Raw genomic sequence first — 22,398 nt, 5'->3', positions numbered from 1 at the left:
GTCACTACCCATATGCGTGCACGGGAGCAAGAGCCCCCGATTCTCTCCCTAATGTATGGCTAAGCTAACTTTTGCTGAAGTTAGCATTGCATAACTTTAGTGTCGAGAGGCACGTGCCCCCGGCCGAACGTGAATCAAGTCACCCTTTGATGGCGGACACCAGAGTGATAGTGGACGTCATCAGCGCAGCTTCGGAGTCCGGCGGGGGCACAGACCGTCCCGCACCGGCCAAATAGTCGTGCAGCGGGGTGGCTTCCGCAGCCCAGTTGCGCGAGCCGAACCACTGCGCGGCGGGAGCGTGCTGCTCGTTGTACACCAGGTTGAAGAACGCGTTCTCGTCACCGGAGGCGGCGGCCTCGGCCCGCTTGGCCTCGAACGCCTCGGCGGGGATCGGGCGGGCTTCCTCGATGCCGACAAAGCTTCCGGATGCGGCCAGCTCGTCGATTCCAGCAAACAGCCGTTCCTGTGCTGCGGCCGGCAGATAGATCAACAGCCCCTCGACGATCCAGGCCGACGGCTGCGCGGGATCGAAGCCGGCGGCACGCAAGGCCTGCGGCCAGTCCTCCCGGAGATCGATGGGCACCTCGCACCGCCGGGCCGTCGGCGCCTGGGCCAGCCGCTCCATGGTCTCGCGTTTGAACTCCAGCACCCGCGGCTGGTCCAGCTCGTAGACCACGGTGCCGTCGGCCCACGGCAACCGATAGGCCCGCGAGTCCAGCCCCGCCGCCAACATCACGATCTGCCGCACCCCGGCGTCGATCGCCCGGGCGAAGTACTCGTCGAAATACTTGGTCCTGGCGCCCTGGAAGCTGACGAAGTCACGGCCGAACTCGGTGTGCAGCGCATGCTCGGGGTCGGTGTCTTCGACAACGGCCGTCCACTCGTCGCCGGCGGCGCGACAGAACGCCTCGGCATGCTGGTCGACAGCCAGCGGATCGGGCTTGCGGGCTTCCAAAGCCCTTGACGCCGCGACGAACAACGCCGTCTGTCCCACACTCGTGGTGATGTCCCAGGTGTCTTTGTCTGTTCGCACGGCCGCGAGAATACGCCGCGATTCTGACAGTTCTGCGCGGTGAGAGCTGGAATCGCACCCAGTGATGCGCGTGATGCGCGTAGGGTGACATCATGCGCACCACCATCGCGATCGCCGACGAACTGCTGGCCGCAGCCAAGCGCCACGCCCAGCAGCGGGGGCAGACGCTCGGCTCACTCGTCGAGGACGCCCTGCGCCGCGAACTGGCAGCAGATTCCCACACCGCACCACGGCTCGCCGTCCCGGTGTTCACCGGCGGTAGTGGGCCACGCCCAGGCGTCGACCTGCGGTCTAACCGGGCATTGCACGAGGCCCTCGACGAAGGCGTCGACCTCGACGCGCGGCGGTAACAGCGCATGCTTCTGCTCGACGTCAATGTGGTGCTCGCCGTGCATCGCGGAGATCACCCCGACCACGCATCCGTCCGAGCGTGGTTCGACCACATGCTCGACGCCGCAGAACGTTTCGCGGTGCCGCCCATGGTGTGGGGATCGTTTCTGCGGCTGGCTACCAATCGCCAGATCTTCGAGATCCCGTCGCCGCGTAGCGAGGCGTTCGCGTTCATCACCGCGGTAGACGCGCAGCCCAACCACCTACGGGTCGGGCCCGGCCCGCGCCATCTCGCCCTACTGCAAGAGTTGTGCGATGAAGCCGACGCGGCGGGCGATCTGATTCCCGACGCCGTCCTTGCCGCGATCGCAGCCGAACACCACTGCGACGTGGTCACGCTCGATCGGGATTTCGCCCGGTTCACCTCGGTGCGGCACCTGCGGCCGCTCTAAACGAGCGGGCGGCCGGTGCGGATCCGCCGGTCGAGGTCCTTGAGCAGCAGGTTGAACGGAAACTGCCGGACGACCGAGGGCAGCAGGTCGTTGATCGTGCGCAGCACCGTGATCAACCGGTCGAACCGCTTCTGACTCTTGGCATCCCAGGGCAGCCGCATCTCGTCGCGGAACCGCTGCGGCAGGAACCCGGTGGTGATCAGCAGCGCGATGGCGTCGAACCGGCGCTGCACCACCCTGGGCAGTTTCGGATTCTTGGGCCGGCCCGCGGCGATCGGGTACAGGTAGCCCCGCACCGTGTCATCGATGTGCAGTTGTTCCAGCGACTGCTCCCAGTACCGGTCGAACGCGGCCCGGTCGGCCGGCCACATGTCCTCGGGCACCTGCAGCGTCGTGCCCATGGTGACGCTGTCGCGGTAGTGCCGGTCGGCGGTCTCGTCGTCGAGTTCCCCGACGAACATCCGGAACACGTCCACGCCGCCCTTGTAGAGGCAGGCGGCCACCCACAGCTGCAGGTTCTTGTCGAAGGCGTTGTACTTCACCGGGCTGTCCTCGGTGGAGTACACCTGGGCGTGGGCCTTGTTGACCGCGCGACGGAAGGCGGCCTTCTGGGCGTCGGAGCCGCGGGTGGCCACCGCCAGGTAGGTGAAGGTGGTCCTGGCCCGCTTGATGGGATGCAGGTCGGTGCGGCCACTGTCGACGCGGCTCTCCACGACGCCGTAGCCGACGCCCGGGTTTGCCAGCTGCATGATCACATTGGCCGGGCCGGCCAGCAGCGCCACACCCATCAGCCCGTCGTCGAAACTGGCGCCACGACGGCGACGCCTCGGCGCGGGGACGGCTCCCGACGACTCACTCATTGCCCGCTCGACGTGCGGTACCGGATCACTGACCGTCATGGTCGCCCCTTCTGAAACTGAGAACCCTTGTTTCCTGATACTGGCCTGTCGGCCTGACAGGTGTCAAGATGGGTGGGTGAAGCAGGTCCGCCCGTACCGCGGCATCGAGGCAGCCGACCGCGTTGCCCAGCGCCGCAGCCAGTTGCTCGAGGCCGGACTGGACCTGCTGGGCGCCGAGGACGCCGAAGTGACCGTGCGCGCCGTCTGCCGCAGCGCCGGGTTGGCCGCGCGGTATTTCTACGAGAGCTTCACCGACAAGGACGAGTTCATCGGTGCGGTGTACGACTGGGTGATCACCGAGATCGCCACCTCGACGCAAGCCGCCGTCGCCGAGGTCCCGCTGGCCGAACAGACCGCGGCGGGGATGGCCAACATCGTGCACCTGATCGCCAAGGATCCACGGATCGGCCGGCTGTTGTTCAGCGTCAAACTGTCCAACGAGGTGCTCGCCCGCAAGCGCGTCGAGTCCACCGCCCTGTTCGCCGGCCTGCTCGGACAGCATGCCGAAGACGCCCTCCACCTGCAGGAGAACGATTACCTGCGAGCCACATCGTATTTCGCTGTCGGCGGGGTGACCCAGACGATCAGCGCCTGGCTCTCGGGCGATGTGGCGCTGTCCCCCGAACAGCTCATCAACCAGTTGCGTTCGATGCTCGACGCGGTGGCCGGCCTGCGGCAACCGGGAAGCTGACGCGGTCGATCCGGCGACGCGCATGATGGCGGTATGACTTCCGGACAGACTCCCGGTCAGGCGGTGGCCGACACCGGCGTCCTGGTGGCAGCGATTCGAGCCGAGGAACCCGCCGTCCCGACCGGCTTTTCGACGATCCGTTCGCGACGAAACTGGCCGGCGAGGCAGGACGGCGGATGCTGGCCGAATCCGTTGCCGCCACCGGCGACAAATCCACGCTGCAGATCGTGGTGCGCACCCGGTTCTGGGACGAGGCGTTGCTGCGTGCGGTCCCCCCGCTCCGACAGGTGGTTCTCCTTGCCGCGGGGCTCGATGCGCGGGCTTACCGGCTGGCGTGGCCTGACGGCACCACGGTGTACGAACTGGACCAGCCCGCCGTGATCGCCGCCAAGGCGGACGTGCTGGCCGAGGACGAACCCCGCTGCCGGCGGGTGGCCATCGGTGTCGACCTCACCGAAGACTGGACTGATGCCTTGCGGTCCAACGGCTTTGACCCTGATCAGCCGGCCGTCTGGCTGATGGAAGGGCTGCTTCAGTACCTCGACGAGCGTGCTGTCCACACGCTGTTCGAGCGGGTCGACACGCTCTGTGCACCCGGCTCGGTGCTGCTCTACGACATCGTCGGCAAGACCCTGTTGGACAACGTGATGCTGGCCGCGGTCCGCGAGCAGATGGAGCGCAACGGCGCGCCGTGGCTGTTCGGCACCGACGCCCCCGGGCAGTTGTGTGAACGGTTGGGCTGGTCGGCCAGCGTCACCGATGTGGCCGAACCCGGCAACAAGTGGGGCCGCTGGTTCGCCCCGGCAGTGCCGCTGGATGTCCCGGGCGTGCCGCGTGGGTATTTCGTCGTCGCCACCAAGTAGCCCGGGTCCGTCGGCGGCGCGGTGCCGGGCTTTCGCCGAGACTGCACTGAGGGACGAGAATGCGCCCACTTTTGTCCCTGGCTTCAGTTTCGATGCGACCGGGCTATCCCCCGGCGACCACCCGCGGCCGGCGATCGGCCGCGGTCTTGGGTGGCGTCTGCGCGTCGTCGTCGGTGAATTCCTTGGTCCAGCAAGCGAATTCCAGGGTGATCCCGTCGGGGTCGAGGAAGTAGAACGACCGCACGTAGACGCCGGGGTGCACGGTGGCCGACGCCTGCATCGGACTGTCGTCGTGGTTGAGCACCGGGCCGACCCGCACACCCTTGGCCTTGAGCTTCTGCCGGTACTCGTCGAACTTCTCGGCGGGCACATGCAGCGCGATGTGGTTCAGCGAGCCGGTGGCACTGACGAATTCACCGACGCCGGGGATGGCGGCCGGCGCCGACACCCCGGGCACGCCGTCCGGGGCGTCGCGGAACCAGAAGAACGCGATGCAGTCCCCGTTTCCGGCGTCGAAGAAGAAGTGCTGCCCCATGTCGCCGGGCAGGTCCAGCGATTTGATCAGCGACATGCCGAGCACATTGGTGTAGAAGTCGACCGTGCGCGCCATGTCCGCGCAGACCAGGGCCACATGGTTGATGCCGCCGAACTCGAACTCCGAGTTGGGGTTGTCGGGCTTGATCACGTCGATGCACCTCCGGGGGCGGACGCACCAGGGGCTGGCGCAGCTGCGTATCTGAATCTAACATCAGATTCAGATACGATCAATGCCCGTCACCCGGCCCGTCGGGAGTGAGGAACCTGTGACCGTCAGCCCCCGCACCCCGCTGCCCACCGCGCGCGGCCGCCGCACCCAGGCAGCCATCGACAGCGCGGCCCGAGCGGTGGTGGCCCGCAAAGGCATCCTGGCCACGACCATCGCCGACATCGCGTCGGAGGCCGGCCGTTCGACCGCGTCGTTCTACAACTACTACGCCTCGAAAGAGGCCATGGTGCGCGAATGGGCGCTGCGCTTCCGCAATGAGGCCCGCGAACGCGCGCTGCCTGCGACCGGACCCAACCTGGGCAACTGGGAACGCAGCTACCAGGCCGCCGCCGCGCACTGGACGACCTACCGGCACCGCCTGGCCGAGATCATCAGCGTGTCCCAGATGGCGATGATCGATGACGACTTCGCCGAATATTGGGACGAGATCTGCCAGCTGCCGATCGCGATGATCACCGAGATGATCAAACATGCTCAGCAGCAAGGGTTCTGCCCCGACGACGACCCGCACCTGAGCGCGGTCGCCCTGGTGTCGATGCTCAACCAGTTCTGCTACACCCAGCTGTCGGGCGGCCGCGACGCCACCGCCGACGACACCGCCTGCATCACCGCCCTGGCCAACGTGTTCTACCGGACCATCTACCACGAGGAGAAGCCCCGCACATGAACCAAGCGTCACCGGAAGTGGTCCGCGAGTTCATCGGGCTGGAATCGCCGACGGCCCAGCGGGCCGGTGCCGGCGGATACCCGTGCCAGGGGCTCTATTACCGCCGCGCCGGCCACGAGCCGAAGGTCGCGGTGATCGCCACGCACTACCAGATCGACTTCTCCGAGCACTACATCGCCGAGCACCTGGCCGCCCGGGGGGTGGGCTTTCTCGGCTGGAACACCCGCTTCCGCGGATTCGAGAGCAGCTTCCTGCTCGATCACGCCCTGGTCGACATCGGCGTCGGGGTGCGCTGGCTGCGCGACACCCAGAACATCGAAACCATTGTGCTGCTGGGCAACTCCGGTGGTGGTTCGTTGATGGCGGCCTACCAGTCCCAAGCCGTCGAGCCGAATGTGCGGCCGCTGGACGGGATGCGCCCGGCGGCCGGACTGACCGACCTGCCGGCCGCCGACGGCTACGTGGCCAGCGCCGCACATCCGGGCCGCCCGGAGGTGCTGACCGCCTGGATGGACGCCTCGGTCGTCGACGAGGGGGACGCCGTGGCCACCGACCCCGCGCTGGATCTGTTCGACGAACGCAACGGCCCGCCCTATTCGGCCGAGTTCGTGACGCGGTACCGCGCGGCCCAGATCGCCCGCAACGAGAAGATCACCGACTGGGCCGAGGACGAGCTCAAAAGGGTTCGGGCCGCCGGGTACTCGGACCGGCCGTTCACGGTCATGCGCACCTGGGCCGACCCGAGGATGGTCGACCCCACGATCGAGCCGACCGGCAGGCAGCCCAACCTGTGCTACGCCGGGGTGCCGGTCAAGGCGAACCGCTCGGCGCGCGGTATCGCCGCGGCCACCACGCTGCGGAACTGGATCGGGATGTGGAGCCTGCGCCATGCCCAGACCCGGGCCGAGCCGCATCTGGCCCGGATCACCTGCCCGGCTCTGGTGATCAACGCCGACCAGGACACCGGGGTGTATCCGTCTGACGCCCAACGCATTTACGACGCCTTGGCGAGCACCGACAAGACCCGGTGCGCCATCGACACCGATCACTACTTCACCACCCCGGGCGCCCGCGGCGAACAGGCCGATACCATCGCCGAATGGATCGCGAAGCGGTGGTGAGCCCCGGGCGGATCAAGGTCCTGGCCCACTTCACTCCCGGTGACCGGGTATTGGATTTCCTTGCATCCCATCATGACTGGCTGGACGTGACGTTCTGCGCCGAGGACGACGACGTCACGTTCTACCGGGAGCTCCCGTCGGCCGAGGTGCTCTGGCATGTGCTGCGCCCGGTCTCCGGCGACGATCTGCACCGCGGGCTACGGCTCCGGCTGGTGCACAAACTGGGCGCCGGGGTGAACACCATCGACGTCGACACCGCCACCCGGCTGGGCATCGTGGTGGCCAACATGCCCGGCGCCAACGCGCCGTCGGTGGCCGAGGGCACCGTGCTGCTGATGCTGGCCGCGCTGCGCCGACTGCCCGAGCTCGACCGCGCCACCCGCGAGGGCCGGGGCTGGCCGTCAGATCCCAGCCTGGGTGAGACGGTCCGCGACATCAGCGGATGCACCCTGGGCCTGATCGGATACGGCAACGTCGCCAAGCGGGTCGAGAAGATCGCCGTCGCGATGGGCGCCGAGCCCGCCCAGGTGCTGCACACCAGTACCCGCGACACCGGTCACCCCCGGTGGCGCAGCCTGCCAGAGCTGTTGTCCGCCAGCGATATCGTCTCGCTGCACCTGCCGCTGACCGAGGCCACCAGGGGCCTGCTCGACCATGCGGCCCTGGCGGCGATGAAGCCCGGCGCCGTCGTCGTCAACACCGCCCGCGGGCCGATCATCGACGAGCCCGCCCTCGTGCAGGCCCTGCGCACCGGCCGGCTGGCGGCCGCCGGGCTGGACGTGTTCGCCGAGGAACCGGTGCCACCCGGCAGTCCGTTGCTGGAGTTGCCCAACGTGGTGCTCACCCCGCACGTCACCTGGTACACCGTCGACACCATGCGGCGCTATCTGACGATGGCGGTGGAGAACTGCCGTCGCATCCGTGACGGCGAACCGCTGGCCCACGTAGTAAACGGAGTTAAATAGGGCCGTGGAGTGGCGCCGGTCACGCCGGGGTACCCTCGGCCCAACCGACCGGTTATTGGAGAAATACCCCCGGATGGAGGTTCCACATGCCCCTTGCCATCACGTCTGAACATCGCGACCTGGCCGATTCGGTTCGGTCCCTGGTGGCCCGGGTGGCGCCATCGGAGGTACTGCACGAAGCGCTCGAAACCCCGGTCCCCAACCCTCCGCCGTACTGGAAAGCCGCGGCCGAACAGGGCCTGCAAGGTGTTCACCTGGCGGAATCCGTTGGCGGGCAAGGCTTCGGCATCCTCGAGCTGGCGATCACGCTGGCCGAGTTCGGCTACGGCGCGGTGCCCGGCCCCTTCGTTCCATCCGCGATCGCCGGTGCCCTGATCGCGGCCGACGACCCAGACGCCAAGGTGCTGAACGGGCTGGCCTCGGGCGAGGCCATCGCGGCATACGCCATCGACTCCGACCTGACCGCGACCCGGCACGGCACCGGCCTGATCGTCCGAGGCGAGGCGCGGGCCGTGCCCGCCGCCGCGCAGGCCTCGGTGCTGGTGCTGCCGGTCGCCATCGACTCCGGCCAGGAATGGGTGGTCCTCGACGCCGAGCACCTGGAGATCGAACCGGTCCAGAGTGTCGATCCGCTGCGACCGTTGGCCCACGTGCGCGCCAACGCGGTCGAAGTGGCCTCGGACCGCCTGCTGTCTCGCCTCAGCCGGCCCCTGGCCCGCGCCCTGGTGACCACCCTGTTGTCGGCCGAGGCGATCGGTGTCGCCCGCTGGGCCACCGACACCGCCACCGACTACGCCAAGATCCGCGAACAGTTCGGCAGGCCGATCGGGCAGTTCCAAGCGATCAAGCACAAGTGCGCCGGGATGATCGCCGAGACCGAACGGGCCACCGCGGCGGTCTGGGATGCCGCCCGTGCGCTGGACGAGGTGCGTGAAAAGGGCGCCGAGGAAACACATTTCGAGTTCGCCGCCGCAGTGGCCGCCACCCTGGCGCCGGCCGCCGCACAACACACCACCCAGGACTGCATCCAGGTGCACGGCGGTATCGGGTTCACCTGGGAACACGACACCAACGTGTACTACCGGCGGGCCCTGGTGCTGGCGGCCGGCTTCGGCCGGGCCTCGGACCACCCCCAACTGGTGGTCGATACCGCGACCAGCACCGGCATGCGTGCGGTCGACATCGATCTGGATCCCGACACCGAGAGACTGCGCGCCGAGATCCGAGCGGAAGTCGCTGCTCTGAAAGAGATTCCGAAGGGCGGCGAGCGCAACACCGCGATCGCCGAGGGCGGCTGGGTGCAGCCGCACCTGCCCAGGCCGTGGGGGCGCGCCGCAGAGCCGATCGAACAGATCCTCATCGCCCAGGAATTCAGCACCGGTCGGGTGAAGCGGCCGCAGATGGGCATTGCCTCCTGGATCATCCCGTCGATCGTGGCCTTCGGCACCGACGACCAGAAACAACGGTTCCTGCCGCCGACGTTCCGCGGCGAGATGATCTGGTGCCAGCTGTTTTCCGAGCCCGGTGCGGGCTCCGACCTGGCCGGCCTGACCACCAAGGCCACGAAGGTCGACGGCGGCTGGCGGATCACCGGACAGAAGATCTGGACGACGGGCGCGCAGTACTCGGCCTGGGGTGCACTGCTGGCGCGAACCGACCCCAGCGCCCCGAAACATCAAGGCATTACCTACTTCCTGCTGGACATGACGGCGCCGGGCGTCGAGGTGAAGCCGCTGCGTGAGCTGACCGGCAACGCGATGTTCAACACCGTGTTCATCGACGACGTGTTCGTGCCCGACGACATGGTGCTCGGTGAGGTGAACCGCGGCTGGGAGGTCAGCCGCAACACGCTGACCAACGAGCGGGTGTCGATCGGCAGCAGTGAACCGCCGTTTTTGGCCAACCTCGATCAGTTCGTGGCGTTCGTCGGCGAAGGCCAGTTCAACCAGATCGAGCAGAACCATGCCGGCCAGCTCATCGCCGAGGGCCATGCCGCCAAGGTGCTCAACCTGCGGTCCACCCTGCTGACCCTGGCCGGCGGGGACGCGATGCCGGCCGCGGCGATCTCCAAACTGCTGTCGATGAAAACCGGCCAGGGATATGCGGAGTTCGCGGTGGCTTCGTTCGGCACCGACGGGGCCATCGGCGACCCGGAGCAGGAGTACGGCCGCTGGGCCGAGTACCTGCTGGCCAGCCGGGCCACCACGATTTACGGCGGCACCACCGAGGTTCAGCTCAACATCATCGCCGAACGCCTGCTGGGCCTGCCGCGCGATCCGTAACTCCCGCTGCGCCAATTTTCCCTGCGCGCTCGAGTGCTACCGTCGAAATAGGCGGCCAGAAATGGTCGACCACCTCAAGCGGTTGGCACTCGATGATGAGAACGTCGCGACAACGCATTGTGCGCCCGGTGGTGCTGGGCGTAGCGATACTGTCGATCGTTGTCGCACCGACGGCCGGGTGGGGGCAGACGGCCCCGACGCCCACCGGTATCCAGGCCGAACCATGTGTCAACGGCGTCATTCCGTGGAACCCCTATGTGGTGAACTGCAATCTGCAGCCCAGGCCACCCAGGGTGCGGGGGTCCGCTCCCGACGCCGGCGCCATCATCGCGTGCCGGGACCGGCCGGGCTGCCTGGCCTGGTACATCAACGGGCCGCCGTGACGACGTGAGTGGGCGATATGGGCAGTGATGAAGACGATGTCGAAAAGCGTTGGCACAACCCGCAGATGTTCCGATCCGCGGTGGGCTATGTGGTCGCCGTCGTCGTGGTCGCCGGGGTGGCGCTGACGTTCTACGCGTTCGACCACTCCGTGCTCTCGGCCGCCCTGGTCCCCACGATCACCTTCCTCGGCGGGGTGGGCGCGTTCATCCGGACCTATCAGGTGTGGCGAGCCGAAGGCACCTGGCCGATCTGGCAGGGGGCGGGCTGGTTTCTGCTGGCACTGTCGTTGGTCTGCCTGGCCGTTCCCGGCGCCGCGATGATGTCCTGACCTGCGCCCAGCGGCCGGTCGGCACCGAAGGTCTATTCCAGGTCGCGAAGTTCGCGCTTGAGGATCTTGCCGGTCGGATTGCGCGGCAGCTCGTCGAGGAAGACGACGTCGCGCGGCACCTTGTAGCGGGCCAGGTGCTCTTTGACGTAGGCCTTGACCGCGTCCTCGTCGAGGCCGGCCCCTTCGGTCTTCACCACGAACGCCCGCAGCCGGGCACCCCATTCCTTGTCCTCGACTCCCAGTGCGGTGGCCTCGACGACCTCGGGATGCCCGCTGATCAAGTCCTCCACCTCGGCCGGGAAGACGTTCTCGCCGCCCGAGACGATCATCTCGTCGTCACGGCCGCTGACGTAGAGCAGCCCGTGCTCGTCGAAGTAGCCGACATCACCGGAGGACAGCATGCCGTCGATGATCTCCTTGCCACCGCCGCCGGTATATCCCTTGAACGGGAAGGTGTTTCGCACGAAAATGCGGCCCACCTCACCGGCCGGGAGTTCCTTGCCGTTGTCGTCCAGGATCTTGACGGTGATGCCCTTGACCACCGGGCCGACCGTGGCCGGATTGATCGACAGATCTTTGGGCCGGGCGATGCTGGCGAAGGCGATCTCGGTCGACCCGTAGAGGTTGTAGATGATCGGCCCGAGGTCTTTTAGTGCCCGCGAAGCCAGCTCGGCACCCAGCTGGGAGCCGGAGACGAACACGATCCGCAGGGTGGACAGATTGGGTTTGGGCTGCATCTTCTCGAGGTGGTCGAGCATGCGTGAGAGCATCACCGGGACCACCACCATGCCGGTGACCCCGTGTTTCTCGACGTCGTCGAAGACGGTGGCGGGCTTGAACCGGCGGCGCAGCACCAAGGTGCTGCCCAGCATCATCGCGATGGTGGCATGCAGGAACCCGAGCGCGTGGAACATCGGCGCCGGCAGCGCGGTAACCTCGCCGGCCTTGAACGGGACGTGCGAGAGCACTCCCCCGACCGGCGCCAGCGACGGTGGCGCGGCCCGGTTGGCGCCCTTGGGCGTGCCGGTGGTGCCGCTGGTCAGGATGATGATGGCGGGATGCTTGCTGGCCTTGGGCGCGGGCCGGCCGTTGCTTCGGGCGATGACGTCGGCCAGGGTCTCGTCGGTGCTGCCCGACGGCGTCTCGGAATCGGGGTTGACCCCCAGCGCACGCAGTTTGCCCAGCTCCGGTTCGGCGTGGGAGACCGCGGCGGTGTACTCGTCGTCGTAGATGATCACCTTGGCGGCCTCCCGCTCGGCGACCTCCTTGATCTGCGGCCCGGAGAACTCGGAGTTGAGCATGATGATGCGGGCGCCCACCCGCGCTGCCCCGTATTGCGCGACGAGGAACCAGCGGTGGTTGCGGCACAGGATGGCCACGCCGTCCCCGCCCCGAACACCCATCGTGAGCAGTTCGTTGGCCACCGCGTGTGCGGCGGCATCGAGTTCACCGAACGTCAGCTCGCCCTCGTCGTCGATGACCGCGACCCGGTGGGGGTGCCGCCTCGCGTTGAGTGCCGGGATCATCCCGATCTCACCCCAGGTCCGGATGTCGGCCAGCATCGCCACGATGTTCTGTGGCGGCTCCAACCGCAGCGCGCCCGCCTCGAACATCTTGCGCGCGTAGTGCAATTCGGCCGCGCCGCGCTCGGCGTACTGCTTGGCCTTCGCCGAGAGGTGCGCGGGCAGGTCAGACAAACTAGGCATGCCGCCACAATATGTGACAGCTGTCGCACCACGGGTGGTAACTACCATGTGGTGATGGCCGGTGCACTGTCGCTGGAGTTGGACGGCCTGAGCGTAGCCGTCACCCATCCTGACAAGGTGGTTTTCCCTGACGCGGGGGTCACCAAGCTGGATCTGATCAACTACTACCGTTCGGTGGCCGACGGCGCCCTGCGCGGGGTGTACGGACGGCCGATGATCCTCAAACGGTTCGTCAAGGGCATCGCCACCGAGGCGATCTTCCAGAAACGGGCGCCGGAGAAGCGCCCGGACTATGTGGAGGTCGCCGAGCTCAAGTACCGGTCCGGCACCTCGGCCAAGGAGGCCGTGCTGCGCAACGCGGCGGGCCTGGCCTGGGCGGTGAACCTGGGATGCGTCGACCTCAATCCGCATCCGGTGCGGGCGGAGGATCTCGACCACCCCGACGAGCTGCGGGTCGACCTGGACCCGATGCCGGGCGTGGATTGGCCGCAGATCGTCGCGGTCGCCCAGATCACCCGCGAGGTGCTGGAGGATCACGGCCTGACCGCGTGGCCCAAGACGTCGGGGTCCCGCGGCTTTCACATCTATGCCCGCATCCATCCCCGCTGGCCGTTCACCAAGGTGCGGCTGGCCGCCGAGACGGTGGCCCGCGCGGTCGAGCACCGCGCGCCGGAGCTCGCGACGGCCCGGTGGTGGAAGGAGGAGCGGGGTTCGCGAGTGTTCGTCGACTTCAACCAGAACGCCAAGGACCGCACCGTGGCCTCGGCCTATTCGGTGCGGGCCACCCCTGATGCCCGGGTGTCGACCCCGCTGCGCTGGGAAGAGGTCGAGGGCTGCCGCCCCGAAGCTTTCACGATCGCCACGGTTCCCGCGCGGTTCGCCGAGATGGGAGATCCGTGGGAGGGCATGGACACCACGGTCGGCGGGCTCGACGCGTTACTGTCCCTGGCCGCTGAGCTCGGGCCCGCCGAGAAAGCGCCCAAGGGCGCCTCGCGGGACGGCAGGCGGGTGTCGTCGATGCCGCTCATCGAAATCGCCCGCACCAAAACCAAGGACGAGGCCACCGCGGCCCTGGACGTGTGGCGCGAACGTCATCCCGAGGCGGCCGCACAGCTGCAGCCGGTCGACGTTCTGCTCGACGGCATGCGCGGCCCGAGTTCGATCTGGTACCGGGTGCGGGTCAACCTGCAGCACGTCCCCGAGGCCGAGCGGCCGGCGTCCGAAGAGCTGCTCGCCGACTACAACCCGTGGGAGCACTACCGCGGTGCGCAATGGCGCCGCTGAACCTGCCGTTCGCAGCGCGCTGATCTCGGCGAACCTTACTGACCGGTAGGGCAGTGATGTTCTTAGCAAAGCATTAACCCTGGCTCCCTGCCGCCTTATTTTGCCCGCATAGCGTGAGGAACAGGTTGACGCGACGGAGCTCAGCCCGAGCTCAGGAACGACGGCGGGAGGCTGGTCATGACTTTCACGAACAACACCCCGGCATCGAATCGGCATTTTCGGTACGGGAACCCGGCAGTGGTCTGCGACGGCGCCTCGATGCGTGCGCACTGCCGCCAGCTGGCGACAGTGGTGACCGTCAAGGGAGATGTCGGCACCGACAACATCGAACAGATTGCGTCCTACGTGAATCGGTTCATCCTTCCGGAGAAGCCGCTGGCACTCGATCTGAGCGGGGTGAACAGCTTTGCAGCGCAAGCCATCTCGCTGTTCTACGACATCGACGACCGGTGCGGCGCCCTCGGTGTGGACTGGACGGTGATCGCCAGCGCCTCGGTGGCCGGCGAGATCCGGCACCAGGAGGTGGCGGTACCGCAGAGCGCCTCGGTGCCCGAAGCACTGCATCACTTCGACGAAGGCAACACGGCCCGCCGCCGGTTGCTGCCCCTACTCACCAAGAGCGCCTGAGAGAAAGGCCACCACATGTTGATCGATGTTCGCTGGTTGAACCGGCTGTTGCGGCACCGCCGTCGGGCGGTGACCCCGCACCTGGCCGCCCACTAGAGACGCCACAAACAGCGAGATGGCTGCCCGGACCGATGGTCTGGGCAGCCATCTCGCTTTTTCGTCGGCGAACTTTTCGAAATCAACAGCACGCCAAACTGATCCGAGCCACCGGCGCCGGTGTCATTCGGCCCACCGGACCCGGCGCCACCTGCTACAGTTCGGCCCGGGCAAAGCATTCGCCCCCGCTCGCTCGGGGAAGGAGTCCCGCTGTGTTCCGCATACTGGCCATGCGCCCGGGAACCGCACCGACCCTCACGGTCGGCGCCGCCGCGGTGGTCATCGGCTTGTTCACCACCCCGGCGGCAACTGCCGAGCCGCCACCACGCCCACCCAACTGCACGGCAGCCGACTTGGCCGGCATCGCCTCGGGCGTCGCCGCCGCAACATCGACCTACTTGTGGACCCATCCGGACGTCAACGATTTCTATACGGGTCTGCGCGGCCGGCCGCACGAAGAGCTGCCCGACGCCACCAAGGCGTACTTCGACGGCAACCCGCAGGCCCACGCGGACCTGGCCGGGATTCGTCAACCGCTCATCGATTTCCGTGCCCGGTGCGGTATCGCGCCACCGGATCAGCCGCCAGGACAGTGATGTGATGTCGCGCCAACACTCTCGATCCTCGTGGTCACGCGCGGTGACCGCGGCACTCGCCTTCACAGCGCTGCCCGGCGCCATCGTCCTGGCCGCACCCGCCGGCACGGCCGGTGCCGACGTGTGTGCGAACGTCGGCCGCCGGATCTCGGTGGGCGGGTGTGTCAACGTCGCCGACGCCGTAGCCCCCTACGTGCCACCGCCGACGTACTACGCACCGCTTCCCGAGGACGCGCCACCACCACCGCCGCCGCCCCCACCACCGGGCTCGAACGTCAGTGGCTGCATCGGCTACAACGGCCGGTGGGTGCACGCCGGCGGGTGCAACTGACGCCGGCTCAGGCGATGGCCCCGGAATCCTTGAGCTCGCTGATCCGGTCCCAGTCGATACCGAGTTCCATCAGCACGATCTCGGTGTGCTCGGAGGCCTGCGGGGCGCGGGTGGTCTCCAGCGGTTCGTGGTTGAACTGCACCGGCCCGCGCACCACCTTGAACGGTTCGCCGCCGTCGGTGGCCTCCACTTCGACGATCATGTCGTTGGCGATGGCCTGATCGTCGGTAGCCAGGTCGACCAGGCTCTGGAACGGCGCCCACTGGCCCTTCATGGTCTTGAGGTGCTGACGCCAGTATTCAAACGGCTTGCCACCGATCGCCTTGGCGATCAGTTCGACACCGGCTTCGGCGTTCTGGATCAACGGCATCACGTCGGAGAACCGGGGATCGTCGGCGAGCTCGGGCAGACCGAGATGCTCGAACGTGTCGCGGATATAGCCGGTGGGGCTGACGATGCACAGGTTGATGGTGCCGCCGTCGGAAGTCAGGTAGTTCGCCATGAACGGGTTGACCGACGCGGTGGTGCCCGGCATCAGCGAACGCATCGTCTCGCCGGTCTCCATGCCCTGCGTGACGCTGGCTCCGGCCGCCCACCACGCGGTGCTCAGCAGCGAGACGTCGACTTCGAGCGCCTCACCGGTGCGATCACGGTGGAACAGCGCCGCCGAGATACCGCCGGCGATGTTCATGCCGCCGATCGAATCGCCGAACGCCGGAATGCCTTGTGGCAGCGCCCCACCCAGCTCTTCGGGGGTCAATGCATGACCGACACCGCTTCGGGTCCAGAACGCGGTGCCGTCGAATCCGCCGACCAGTCGTTCCGGTCCCTTGTCGCCGTAGGCGCTGCCGCGGGCGTAGATGATGTTCGGGTTCACCGCGCGGATGTGCTCGACATCGAACTTGTTCTTCTGCCGCGCCTGCGGCATGTAGTTGGTCAGGAAGACGTCGGCGGTCTTCGCGATCTCGTACAGCACCTCCTGGCCGTCGGGAGTCGAGACATCGATGCCGACGCTGCGCTTCCCCCGGTTGGGATGCTCGATCAGCGGATGCCGGTTGGGGTCGAGTTCGAACCCGCCCATGTTGATGAATCCGCGCTGGGTGTCCCCGCGCACCGGGTGCTCCACCTTGATGACATCGGCGCCCCAGTCGGCGAGAATGGCGCCGGCCGCGGGCACGAAGGTGAACTGCGCGACCTCCAGCACCCGGATACCCTGCATGACCTTGATCAACACGACCCCTCACTGTTGCACTTACGGTAAGTGTAGCGAGACCTTCCCTCCCGCCGAAATGGCATTCCGGCCGGAGAAGTTCGAGTGCACGCCTGCTGGAATGCCGTTTCGGCGGCTAAAATCAGAAATTTATGACGATCCCGTCAAACGAGCAGGGCGGCGGGTGCGGACAGTGGCCACACTCGACGCCTGCGCTCGACCACCGGCTCTCCCGGCGGCAGGCACGCCGGATGAGCCGGCGTTTCGCCGGGGTCGGCGTCGGCATCGCCGCGGCTCGCCTGCGCGAGATCTCAGCCGGCGCGCCGGCCGCCGAGTCCGAGCTGACCGACGTCGAATTCGCGTTTGTGGCAGGCGAATTCATGGACGACGAGCGTCACGCCAAGCACAAGCGCGGCAAGCAGCGTTTCACTTCATGGTTCGTGGTCGCCGCCATGACCCTGGTCGTCCTCGGCTCGCTGCTGTGCACGGTGGTGCTGCTGCTCAGCCTGATGCTGCGCACCTCACCGATATGAACCCGGCTCAGTCGAACGCCACGCTGAAGTACTGCGTCTCCTGGAACTCGTGCAAACCGTCACGGGCTCCCTCACGGCCGAGCCCGCTCTGCTTGACCCCGCCGAACGGGGCCGCCGGGTCGGACACGATGCCCCGGTTGATGCCGACCATGCCGACGTCGAACGACTCCGCGAGCCGCACCGCATCCTGCAGACGGCCCGCGTAAACGTATGCGGCTAAGCCGTATTCGGTGTCGTTGACCCATCGCAGCAGATCGTCCTCGTTCTCCCACACCACCACCGGCGCGACCGGGCCGAAGATCTCGTCGGTCAGGATCTCGGCGTCCGGAGCGACGCCGGTCAGCAGCGTCGGGGCGACGAACCAGCCCTCGGCCGGGGTATCTGCCTGCGCGGCGATCACCGCACCGTCGGCGACCGCGGCGTCGATCGCGGCGGCGACGCGGCTCGCGGCACGCTCGGTGATGAGCGGGCCGATCTGCGAGGCCGGGTCGGCGGCCGGGCCCACCCGCAGCGCCGCGACCTCCGCGGCGAATCCGGCGACGAACTCGTCGACCACCGAGGCGTGCACGTAGAACCGGTTGGCCGCGGTGCACACCTGCCCACCGCCGCGGAACTTGGCCACCATCGCACCCGCGATGGCCGCCTCGATGTCCGCGTCGGAGGTGACGACGAACGGTGCGTTCCCGCCAAGCTCCATGCTGGCGTTGACAATCCGATCGGCGGCCTGCTTGAGCAGCACCCGGCCGACGGCGGTTGATCCGGTGAACGACACCTTGCGGACCCGCTCGTCGGCCAGCCAGGTGGAGACCACCGCGCCGGCATCCGATGTCGGCACCACGTTGACCACACCGTCGGGGACCCCGGCGTCGGAGAGGATCTTGGCGATGGCCAACGTGGTCAGCGGCGTCTCGGCGGCCGGTTTGAGCACCACAGTGCAGCCCGCGGCCAGGGCGGGGGCGATCTTGCGGGTCGCCATCGCCGCCGGGAAGTTCCACGGGGTGACCAGCGCGGCCACCCCGACCGGCTTGTGGGTCACCAGGGTGCGGGTGCCGCCGGCCGGGCTGATGCCGTAGCCGCCGTCGGTGCGCACCGCCTCCTCGGCGAACCACCGGAAGAACTCCGCCGCATAGGCGGCCTCGGCCCGTGCGTCGTGTTGGGATTTGCCGTTCTCCGCGCAGACCAGGGCGGCGAGCCGGTCGATGTCGGCGATCATCAACTCGTAAGCGCGATGCAGGATGTCGCTGCGTTGCCGGGGGCTGGTCCGGGCCCAGCCGGCGAAGGCCCGGTGCGCGGCGTCGACTGCCGACCGGGCGTCGGCCACCGTGCCGTCGGCGACCTCGGCGATGGTCAATCCGGTGGCCGGGTCCTGCACCTCGAAGGTCGCGACGGCACCGCCGGCGGCCCCGTCTATCAGGATGCCGTGCTTGGCGTCGAGCTCGGCGATCGCGGTGGCGGTGTTCACCCGGGTGGGGTTGGTGGCGGTCATGCGTTCTCCCTGAGTACGGCGGCGAGGATGTCCAGGCCCTCGTCGAGCAGGTGGTCGGGCATGGTCAACGGTGGCAGGAACCGCAGCACATTTCCATAGGTTCCGCATGTCAGGACTACCAGACCCCGGGCATGCGCGGCGGCGGCGACGCGCTTGGCGAACTCGGCGTCCGGTTCGGTGGTGCCCGGCTTGACCAGTTCGACCGCGATCATCGCGCCGCGGCCGCGGACATCACCGATGCGGGGGTCCCCGGCGGCCAATGTGGTGAGCCGGTCGATCATGGTCCACTCGATCTGCACGGCCCGGGCCAGCAGTCCGTCACGCTCGATGGTGTCGATGACGGCGAGCGCGGCCGCGCAGGCCAGCGGGTTGCCTCCGTAGGTTCCGCCGAGCCCACCGGCCCCCGGGGCGTCCATGATCTCGGCGCGGCCGGTGACCGCCGACAGCGGCAGCCCACCGGCGATGCCCTTGGCCGTCACGATGAGATCCGGCACCACGCCGTCGTGCTCGCAGGCGAACATCGCGCCGGTGCGGGCGAAGCCCGACTGCACCTCGTCGGCGACGAACACCGCGCCGTTGTCGGTACACCAATTCTGCAGTGCGCGCAGGAATCCCGGTGCGGGGACGATGAATCCGCCCTCGCCGTGGATGGGTTCGATCACCATGGCGGCGACGTTGTCGCCGCCGACCTGCTTGTCGACGAGATCGAGGGCGCGGGCGGCCGCCACCGCGCCGTCGGTCTCGCCGTCGCGGAACGGGAATGACGTCGGCACCCGGTAGATCTCACCGGCGAACGGCCCGAACCCGGACTTGTAGGGCTGGTTCTTGGCGGTCATCGCCATCGTGAGGTTGGTGCGGCCGTGATAGGCGTGGTCGAACACCACGACGGCCTGCCTGCGGGTGTGGGCCCGGGCGATCTTGACGGCATTCTCCACCGCTTCGGCGCCGGAGTTGAACAGCACGCTGCGCTTGTCGTGGTCGCCGGGGGTGAGCCGGTTGAGTTCCTCGGCCACCCGCACGTATCCCTCGTACGGCGTGACCATGAAGCACGTGTGGGTGAACGCGCTGACCTGCTCGGTGACGGCCGCCACGACGGCCGGCGCGCTGTTGCCCACGGTGGTCACCGCGATACCGGAGCCGAAGTCGATGAGCTGGTTGCCGTCGGCGTCCACCAGGATGCCGCCGCCGGCGGCCACCACGTAGACGGGCAGGGTGGTGCCGACCCCGCCGGACACCGCGGCGGTCTTGCGGGCCTGCAGTTGCTGTGAGACCGGGCCGGGAATCGCGGTGACGAGCCGGCGTTCCTGGGTGACGGGCGTAGCGGCGATGTCGGCGACGGTCACGTTGTTCCTCCTGGTGCTCACGCGTGTTCGCCTCACGCTAGGGATCACCGGGGGACCGACGGAAGGGCACGACCGCACAGTTCACCGCCGGCTAATTGTGCAAAACTGTCATCATGGTCGAGGTCGCCGATCTCCTGTCGGTGCGGGCACTCGGATTGCGCGGGGTGCACCTCTGCCGCCCCGAGGCTGCCGTGCGCTGGGTGGCCACCAGCGAGCTCGCCGACCCGACGCCGTATCTGGAGGGCGGCGAGGTGCTGCTCACCACCGGCCTGGACACCGGCCGCCGGCCCGACGAATGGGACGGTTATCTCGCCCGGCTGGCTGCGGCGGGCGTGGCCGCGGTGGGCTTCGGGGTGGGGCTCACGCACGCCGACGTGCCGGCGGCGCTCGCCGAGGCCTGCCGTCGCCACCAGGTGAATCTGTTCGTGGTGCCGCGCCGCACCACCTTCGTCGCGATCAGCCGACACGTCGCGCACCTGCTGGAGGAACAGGAATCCGTGGCCGCCCGTGCCGCTCTCACGACGCAACGCGCGCTGATCTCGGCCGCGGCCAAACCAGGTCCGGTCGACGCGGTGGTCACCGCGCTCGCCGCGGCGCTGGACGGCTCGGCCTGCCTGTTGAATCCCGACGGCCGGGTCCTCACCGGGCCGGTCGGAGCCGGCCGGGCGGAGTTTCCGCTCGACGAAGTGCTCACCGATGTCAGACGGTTGCGCTCACACGGGTTACGTTCGGCAGCAGCACAATCCAAACCGGCGCAGTCGGTGTCGGTCCATCCCATCGGCTTGCGCGGGCGTCCGTCGGCCTATCTGGCCGCGGTGACGCCGGCACAGACGTCGGAAGCACAGCGCCAGGCCATCACCACCGCGGTCGCATTGCTCGGCCTGATCGACGAACAGGACCGCAGCCGCGCCAGCACCCGGCGCCACCTGCACGACCGCGCCCTCGAGCTGCTGGCCGAAAGTGATTCGCGGACCGCGCAGTTGGTGTTGGAGATCGACCAGCCCGCCACCGAGTTGCCGAAGCGCATTCGCTTTCTGCGGGCCATGGGGGACGAACCCACCGTCGAGAACGCCGCAGCTGCGCTGGAGCGTCGCGGCGTACTGGCCGGGGTGCTGGCCGGGGAACTGTGCGTGGTCACCGAACCGGCACGGGCCGCGGCCACCGCCGCCCAGTTGGCCGACGACGGGTTGCTGGTCGGCATCGGCAACTCGGTCCTGCCGACCGATGGCGCGACCGGCTATCGCACCGCCGGGCTGGCACTGGCCCAGGCCACGGCGGTTTCCGGGGCGGTGGCCTGGGACCGGGTGGTCGATGACGGCCCGCTCGGCCTGATCGATCCCGACAAGGTCGCGGCGTTCGCCGAATACTGGTTGGGCGGCCTGGATTCCGAACAGCTGGAGACGCTGCGCTGCTTTCTGCGCCATCACGGTTCCCGGCTCAAGGTCGCCGAGGAACTCGGGCTGCACCGCAACACCGTGCGCAACCGGCTGGCCGCCATCGAAGCGCTGCTGCCCGGCAAGCTTGACGACCCGCAGGCCCGGGTGAGCGCCTGGATCGCCCTGCAGTCGGTCCCGGAGACGCTCAGGCCTTGAGGCTCACGCCTTGAAGTAGACGAACTGGTGGCTGGTGGCCAGCAGGGTGCCGGTCCGGCCGAACAGGTGGGCACTCTGATCGAAGTAGCCGCCGGAGAAGTGGTGTGCGCGTGCCGTGCCGAGCACGAAATCCGCACCCTGGGCCGCCAATTGCGGCTCGTCAGCGTGGAAATAGACGGTCATCGTCACCGTGCCGGCCGGCACGAACTCACCGCGACGCAGGAACACCCGTGGATAGAAGATGTCGCTCACGGCGGCCAATGCCGCGAAATCCATTGGCCGCGGCGGGTTGTTGCGCACCCACAGGGTGGTGGTGGAACTGGCCGAGGGTGTCGGGTCCTCGCCGGTCGCGGGCATCGCCCCGTCGACGAAGCGCATGTCGTAGTTGTCGAACCACACCACACCGAACGGCGGCACGGACGACGCGATGCCGGCCGGATCGGCGGCCTGCGGGGCGGTGATCTCCGACTCCGTCCAGCCGTCGCGGCGCAGCCCGAACACCGCGGTGGCTGTCGTCTTCACCTCGTCGCCCTGCCAGAGTTCGACGATCCAGTGCTGATTGGACCGGTTGGTCTTGACCGCCCGGGTCACGATGTCGAACTCGCCGTCGGCCACCGGCGCCACATAGTTGACCGTCAGGGCGATGGGCTGACCGTGCCGCTGCGGGTGCCGTTCCACCGCGCGCAGCAGCGTCGCCGCGGTGATACCCCCGAACGGGCCGACCATGTTGGCCCACTCGGGCAGGGTGCGGCCGCGCCACCGGCCGTCACCGGATGCTTCGAGCTCAAGAGCCTTGTCAAACGGATGCACCCG

At 68.1% G+C, this 22,398-nt stretch carries 23 protein-coding genes and 1 pseudogene; 16 read left to right on the top strand and 8 right to left on the bottom strand.

Annotated elements, in window-relative coordinates; genetic code table 11:
* Positions 1 to 139 precede the first annotated feature (139 nt).
* Positions 140 to 1,033: a class I SAM-dependent methyltransferase gene (locus tag FR943_RS02115; RefSeq protein WP_217154615.1), complete on the bottom strand. Its 894-nt coding sequence runs from the start codon at positions 1,031 to 1,033 to the stop codon at positions 140 to 142.
* 92 nt (positions 1,034 to 1,125) lie between these two features.
* Between FR943_RS02115 and FR943_RS02110 the strand changes: the two genes are divergently transcribed.
* Positions 1,126 to 1,383 (top strand): antitoxin, encoded by a 258-nt coding sequence (locus FR943_RS02110; protein ID WP_217154614.1) that lies wholly within the window; start codon positions 1,126 to 1,128, stop codon positions 1,381 to 1,383.
* Between the two features lie 6 nt (positions 1,384 to 1,389).
* Complete coding sequence (locus FR943_RS02105) at positions 1,390 to 1,815, top strand: type II toxin-antitoxin system VapC family toxin (RefSeq protein ID WP_217154613.1); 426 nt, start codon at positions 1,390 to 1,392, stop codon at positions 1,813 to 1,815.
* Here FR943_RS02105 and FR943_RS02100 read toward each other — a convergent pair.
* Positions 1,812 to 2,714 carry an oxygenase MpaB family protein gene (locus FR943_RS02100; protein WP_217154612.1) on the bottom strand — a complete coding sequence of 301 codons (903 nt, stop codon included), beginning with the start codon at positions 2,712 to 2,714 and terminating at the stop codon, positions 1,812 to 1,814. The genes FR943_RS02105 and FR943_RS02100 overlap by 4 nt on opposite strands.
* A gap of 76 nt (positions 2,715 to 2,790) precedes the next feature.
* On the opposite strand from FR943_RS02100, the gene FR943_RS02095 reads away from it, so the two are divergent.
* Together FR943_RS02095 and FR943_RS02090 are read left to right on the top strand one after the other, a co-directional pair.
* Entirely contained in the window at positions 2,791 to 3,405 is a 615-nt protein-coding gene (locus FR943_RS02095; RefSeq protein WP_308170417.1) for a TetR/AcrR family transcriptional regulator, read from the top strand.
* A gap of 33 nt (positions 3,406 to 3,438) precedes the next feature.
* Positions 3,439 to 4,268 (top strand): annotated as a pseudogene (locus tag FR943_RS02090) (SAM-dependent methyltransferase).
* A gap of 103 nt (positions 4,269 to 4,371) precedes the next feature.
* Here FR943_RS02090 and FR943_RS02085 read toward each other — a convergent pair.
* A complete protein-coding gene (locus FR943_RS02085; RefSeq protein WP_217154610.1) occupies positions 4,372 to 4,953 on the bottom strand; it encodes a VOC family protein in 582 nt (193 codons plus the stop codon).
* 118 nt (positions 4,954 to 5,071) lie between these two features.
* On the opposite strand from FR943_RS02085, the gene FR943_RS02080 reads away from it, so the two are divergent.
* The 6 genes from FR943_RS02080 to FR943_RS02055 all read left to right on the top strand — a co-directional run bounded on the left by FR943_RS02080 (position 5,072) and on the right by FR943_RS02055 (position 10,781).
* Positions 5,072 to 5,701, top strand: a complete 630-nt coding sequence (locus FR943_RS02080) for a TetR/AcrR family transcriptional regulator (RefSeq protein WP_217154609.1) — start codon at positions 5,072 to 5,074, stop codon at positions 5,699 to 5,701.
* Entirely contained in the window at positions 5,698 to 6,822 is a 1,125-nt protein-coding gene (locus FR943_RS02075) for an alpha/beta hydrolase (RefSeq protein WP_217154608.1), read from the top strand. The genes FR943_RS02080 and FR943_RS02075 overlap by 4 nt, the downstream gene beginning before the upstream one ends.
* A complete protein-coding gene (locus FR943_RS02070; protein ID WP_217154607.1) occupies positions 6,801 to 7,787 on the top strand; it encodes a 2-hydroxyacid dehydrogenase in 987 nt (328 codons plus the stop codon). Before FR943_RS02075 ends, FR943_RS02070 begins: the two co-directional genes overlap by 22 nt.
* An 86-nt stretch (positions 7,788 to 7,873) precedes the next feature.
* Positions 7,874 to 10,069, top strand: a complete 2,196-nt coding sequence (locus FR943_RS02065; protein WP_217154606.1) for an acyl-CoA dehydrogenase family protein — start codon at positions 7,874 to 7,876, stop codon at positions 10,067 to 10,069.
* Positions 10,070 to 10,197: 128 nt separating this feature from the next.
* Positions 10,198 to 10,452 carry a hypothetical protein gene (locus FR943_RS02060; RefSeq protein ID WP_308170415.1) on the top strand — a complete coding sequence of 85 codons (255 nt, stop codon included), beginning with the start codon at positions 10,198 to 10,200 and terminating at the stop codon, positions 10,450 to 10,452.
* A 17-nt stretch (positions 10,453 to 10,469) separates the two neighbouring features.
* Positions 10,470 to 10,781 (top strand): hypothetical protein, encoded by a 312-nt coding sequence (locus tag FR943_RS02055; RefSeq protein ID WP_217154604.1) that lies wholly within the window; start codon positions 10,470 to 10,472, stop codon positions 10,779 to 10,781.
* A gap of 32 nt (positions 10,782 to 10,813) precedes the next feature.
* On the opposite strand, the gene fadD2 is transcribed toward FR943_RS02055, so the two are convergent.
* The gene (gene fadD2, locus FR943_RS02050; protein ID WP_217154603.1) at positions 10,814 to 12,487 is read right to left on the bottom strand and encodes a long-chain-fatty-acid--CoA ligase FadD2; all 1,674 of its coding nucleotides are present in this window, start codon (positions 12,485 to 12,487) and stop codon (positions 10,814 to 10,816) included.
* 54 nt (positions 12,488 to 12,541) lie between these two features.
* On the opposite strand from fadD2, the gene ligD reads away from it, so the two are divergent.
* From ligD to FR943_RS02030, 4 genes are all read left to right on the top strand, one after another.
* Positions 12,542 to 13,771 carry a non-homologous end-joining DNA ligase gene (ligD, locus tag FR943_RS02045; protein ID WP_217154602.1) on the top strand — a complete coding sequence of 410 codons (1,230 nt, stop codon included), beginning with the start codon at positions 12,542 to 12,544 and terminating at the stop codon, positions 13,769 to 13,771.
* Between the two features lie 177 nt (positions 13,772 to 13,948).
* Complete coding sequence (locus tag FR943_RS02040) at positions 13,949 to 14,398, top strand: STAS domain-containing protein (RefSeq protein ID WP_217154601.1); 450 nt, start codon at positions 13,949 to 13,951, stop codon at positions 14,396 to 14,398.
* Between the two features lie 326 nt (positions 14,399 to 14,724).
* Positions 14,725 to 15,090: a heme-binding protein gene (locus FR943_RS02035; RefSeq protein WP_217154763.1), complete on the top strand. Its 366-nt coding sequence runs from the start codon at positions 14,725 to 14,727 to the stop codon at positions 15,088 to 15,090.
* 4 nt (positions 15,091 to 15,094) lie between these two features.
* Positions 15,095 to 15,421, top strand: a complete 327-nt coding sequence (locus FR943_RS02030) for a hypothetical protein (RefSeq protein WP_217154600.1) — start codon at positions 15,095 to 15,097, stop codon at positions 15,419 to 15,421.
* Between the two features lie 7 nt (positions 15,422 to 15,428).
* On the opposite strand, the gene FR943_RS02025 is transcribed toward FR943_RS02030, so the two are convergent.
* The gene (locus FR943_RS02025) at positions 15,429 to 16,640 is read right to left on the bottom strand and encodes a CaiB/BaiF CoA transferase family protein (protein WP_217154762.1); all 1,212 of its coding nucleotides are present in this window, start codon (positions 16,638 to 16,640) and stop codon (positions 15,429 to 15,431) included.
* Between the two features lie 143 nt (positions 16,641 to 16,783).
* Here FR943_RS02025 and FR943_RS02020 point away from each other — a divergent pair, with 143 nt between their 5' ends.
* On the top strand, positions 16,784 to 17,164 hold the full coding sequence (locus FR943_RS02020) for a hypothetical protein (protein ID WP_217154599.1): 381 nt from the start codon (positions 16,784 to 16,786) through the stop codon (positions 17,162 to 17,164).
* 7 nt (positions 17,165 to 17,171) lie between these two features.
* On the opposite strand, the gene FR943_RS02015 is transcribed toward FR943_RS02020, so the two are convergent.
* Positions 17,172 to 18,626: an NAD-dependent succinate-semialdehyde dehydrogenase gene (locus FR943_RS02015; RefSeq protein WP_217154761.1), complete on the bottom strand. Its 1,455-nt coding sequence runs from the start codon at positions 18,624 to 18,626 to the stop codon at positions 17,172 to 17,174.
* Positions 18,627 to 18,646: 20 nt separating this feature from the next.
* Positions 18,647 to 19,993 (bottom strand): 4-aminobutyrate--2-oxoglutarate transaminase, encoded by a 1,347-nt coding sequence (gene gabT, locus FR943_RS02010; protein WP_217154760.1) that lies wholly within the window; start codon positions 19,991 to 19,993, stop codon positions 18,647 to 18,649.
* A 113-nt stretch (positions 19,994 to 20,106) separates the two neighbouring features.
* Between gabT and FR943_RS02005 the strand changes: the two genes are divergently transcribed.
* Positions 20,107 to 21,585 (top strand): helix-turn-helix domain-containing protein, encoded by a 1,479-nt coding sequence (locus FR943_RS02005; protein ID WP_217154598.1) that lies wholly within the window; start codon positions 20,107 to 20,109, stop codon positions 21,583 to 21,585.
* A 3-nt stretch (positions 21,586 to 21,588) separates the two neighbouring features.
* Here FR943_RS02005 and FR943_RS02000 read toward each other — a convergent pair whose 3' ends face one another.
* The gene (locus FR943_RS02000; RefSeq protein WP_217154597.1) at positions 21,589 to 22,395 is read right to left on the bottom strand and encodes an acyl-CoA thioesterase; all 807 of its coding nucleotides are present in this window, start codon (positions 22,393 to 22,395) and stop codon (positions 21,589 to 21,591) included.
* Positions 22,396 to 22,398: the final 3 nt, after the last annotated feature.

Source organism: [Mycobacterium] fortunisiensis (assembly GCF_019050325.1).
Classification (GTDB): Bacteria; Actinomycetota; Actinomycetes; order Mycobacteriales; family Mycobacteriaceae; genus Mycobacterium; species Mycobacterium fortunisiensis.
This window is presented reverse-complemented; position numbering and strand designations above follow the sequence as displayed.

Excerpts from the sequence above, each read along its gene's own strand:
- FR943_RS02110 (WP_217154614.1), top strand. The coding sequence starts at position 1,126 with ATGCGCACCACCATCGCGATCGCCGACGAACTGCTGGCCGCAGCCAAG.
- FR943_RS02105 (WP_217154613.1), top strand. The coding sequence starts at position 1,390 with ATGCTTCTGCTCGACGTCAATGTGGTGCTCGCCGTGCATCGCGGAGAT.
- FR943_RS02100 (WP_217154612.1), bottom strand. The coding sequence starts at position 2,714 with ATGACGGTCAGTGATCCGGTACCGCACGTCGAGCGGGCAATGAGTGAG.
- FR943_RS02075 (WP_217154608.1), top strand. The coding sequence starts at position 5,698 with ATGAACCAAGCGTCACCGGAAGTGGTCCGCGAGTTCATCGGGCTGGAA.
- FR943_RS02070 (WP_217154607.1), top strand. The coding sequence starts at position 6,801 with ATGGATCGCGAAGCGGTGGTGAGCCCCGGGCGGATCAAGGTCCTGGCC.
- FR943_RS02065 (WP_217154606.1), top strand. The coding sequence starts at position 7,874 with ATGCCCCTTGCCATCACGTCTGAACATCGCGACCTGGCCGATTCGGTT.
- FR943_RS02055 (WP_217154604.1), top strand. The coding sequence starts at position 10,470 with ATGGGCAGTGATGAAGACGATGTCGAAAAGCGTTGGCACAACCCGCAG.
- fadD2 (WP_217154603.1), bottom strand. The coding sequence starts at position 12,487 with ATGCCTAGTTTGTCTGACCTGCCCGCGCACCTCTCGGCGAAGGCCAAG.
- ligD (WP_217154602.1), top strand. The coding sequence starts at position 12,542 with ATGGCCGGTGCACTGTCGCTGGAGTTGGACGGCCTGAGCGTAGCCGTC.
- FR943_RS02040 (WP_217154601.1), top strand. The coding sequence starts at position 13,949 with ATGACTTTCACGAACAACACCCCGGCATCGAATCGGCATTTTCGGTAC.
- FR943_RS02035 (WP_217154763.1), top strand. The coding sequence starts at position 14,725 with ATGCGCCCGGGAACCGCACCGACCCTCACGGTCGGCGCCGCCGCGGTG.
- FR943_RS02030 (WP_217154600.1), top strand. The coding sequence starts at position 15,095 with ATGTCGCGCCAACACTCTCGATCCTCGTGGTCACGCGCGGTGACCGCG.
- FR943_RS02025 (WP_217154762.1), bottom strand. The coding sequence starts at position 16,640 with ATGCAGGGTATCCGGGTGCTGGAGGTCGCGCAGTTCACCTTCGTGCCC.
- FR943_RS02020 (WP_217154599.1), top strand. The coding sequence starts at position 16,784 with ATGACGATCCCGTCAAACGAGCAGGGCGGCGGGTGCGGACAGTGGCCA.
- FR943_RS02005 (WP_217154598.1), top strand. The coding sequence starts at position 20,107 with ATGGTCGAGGTCGCCGATCTCCTGTCGGTGCGGGCACTCGGATTGCGC.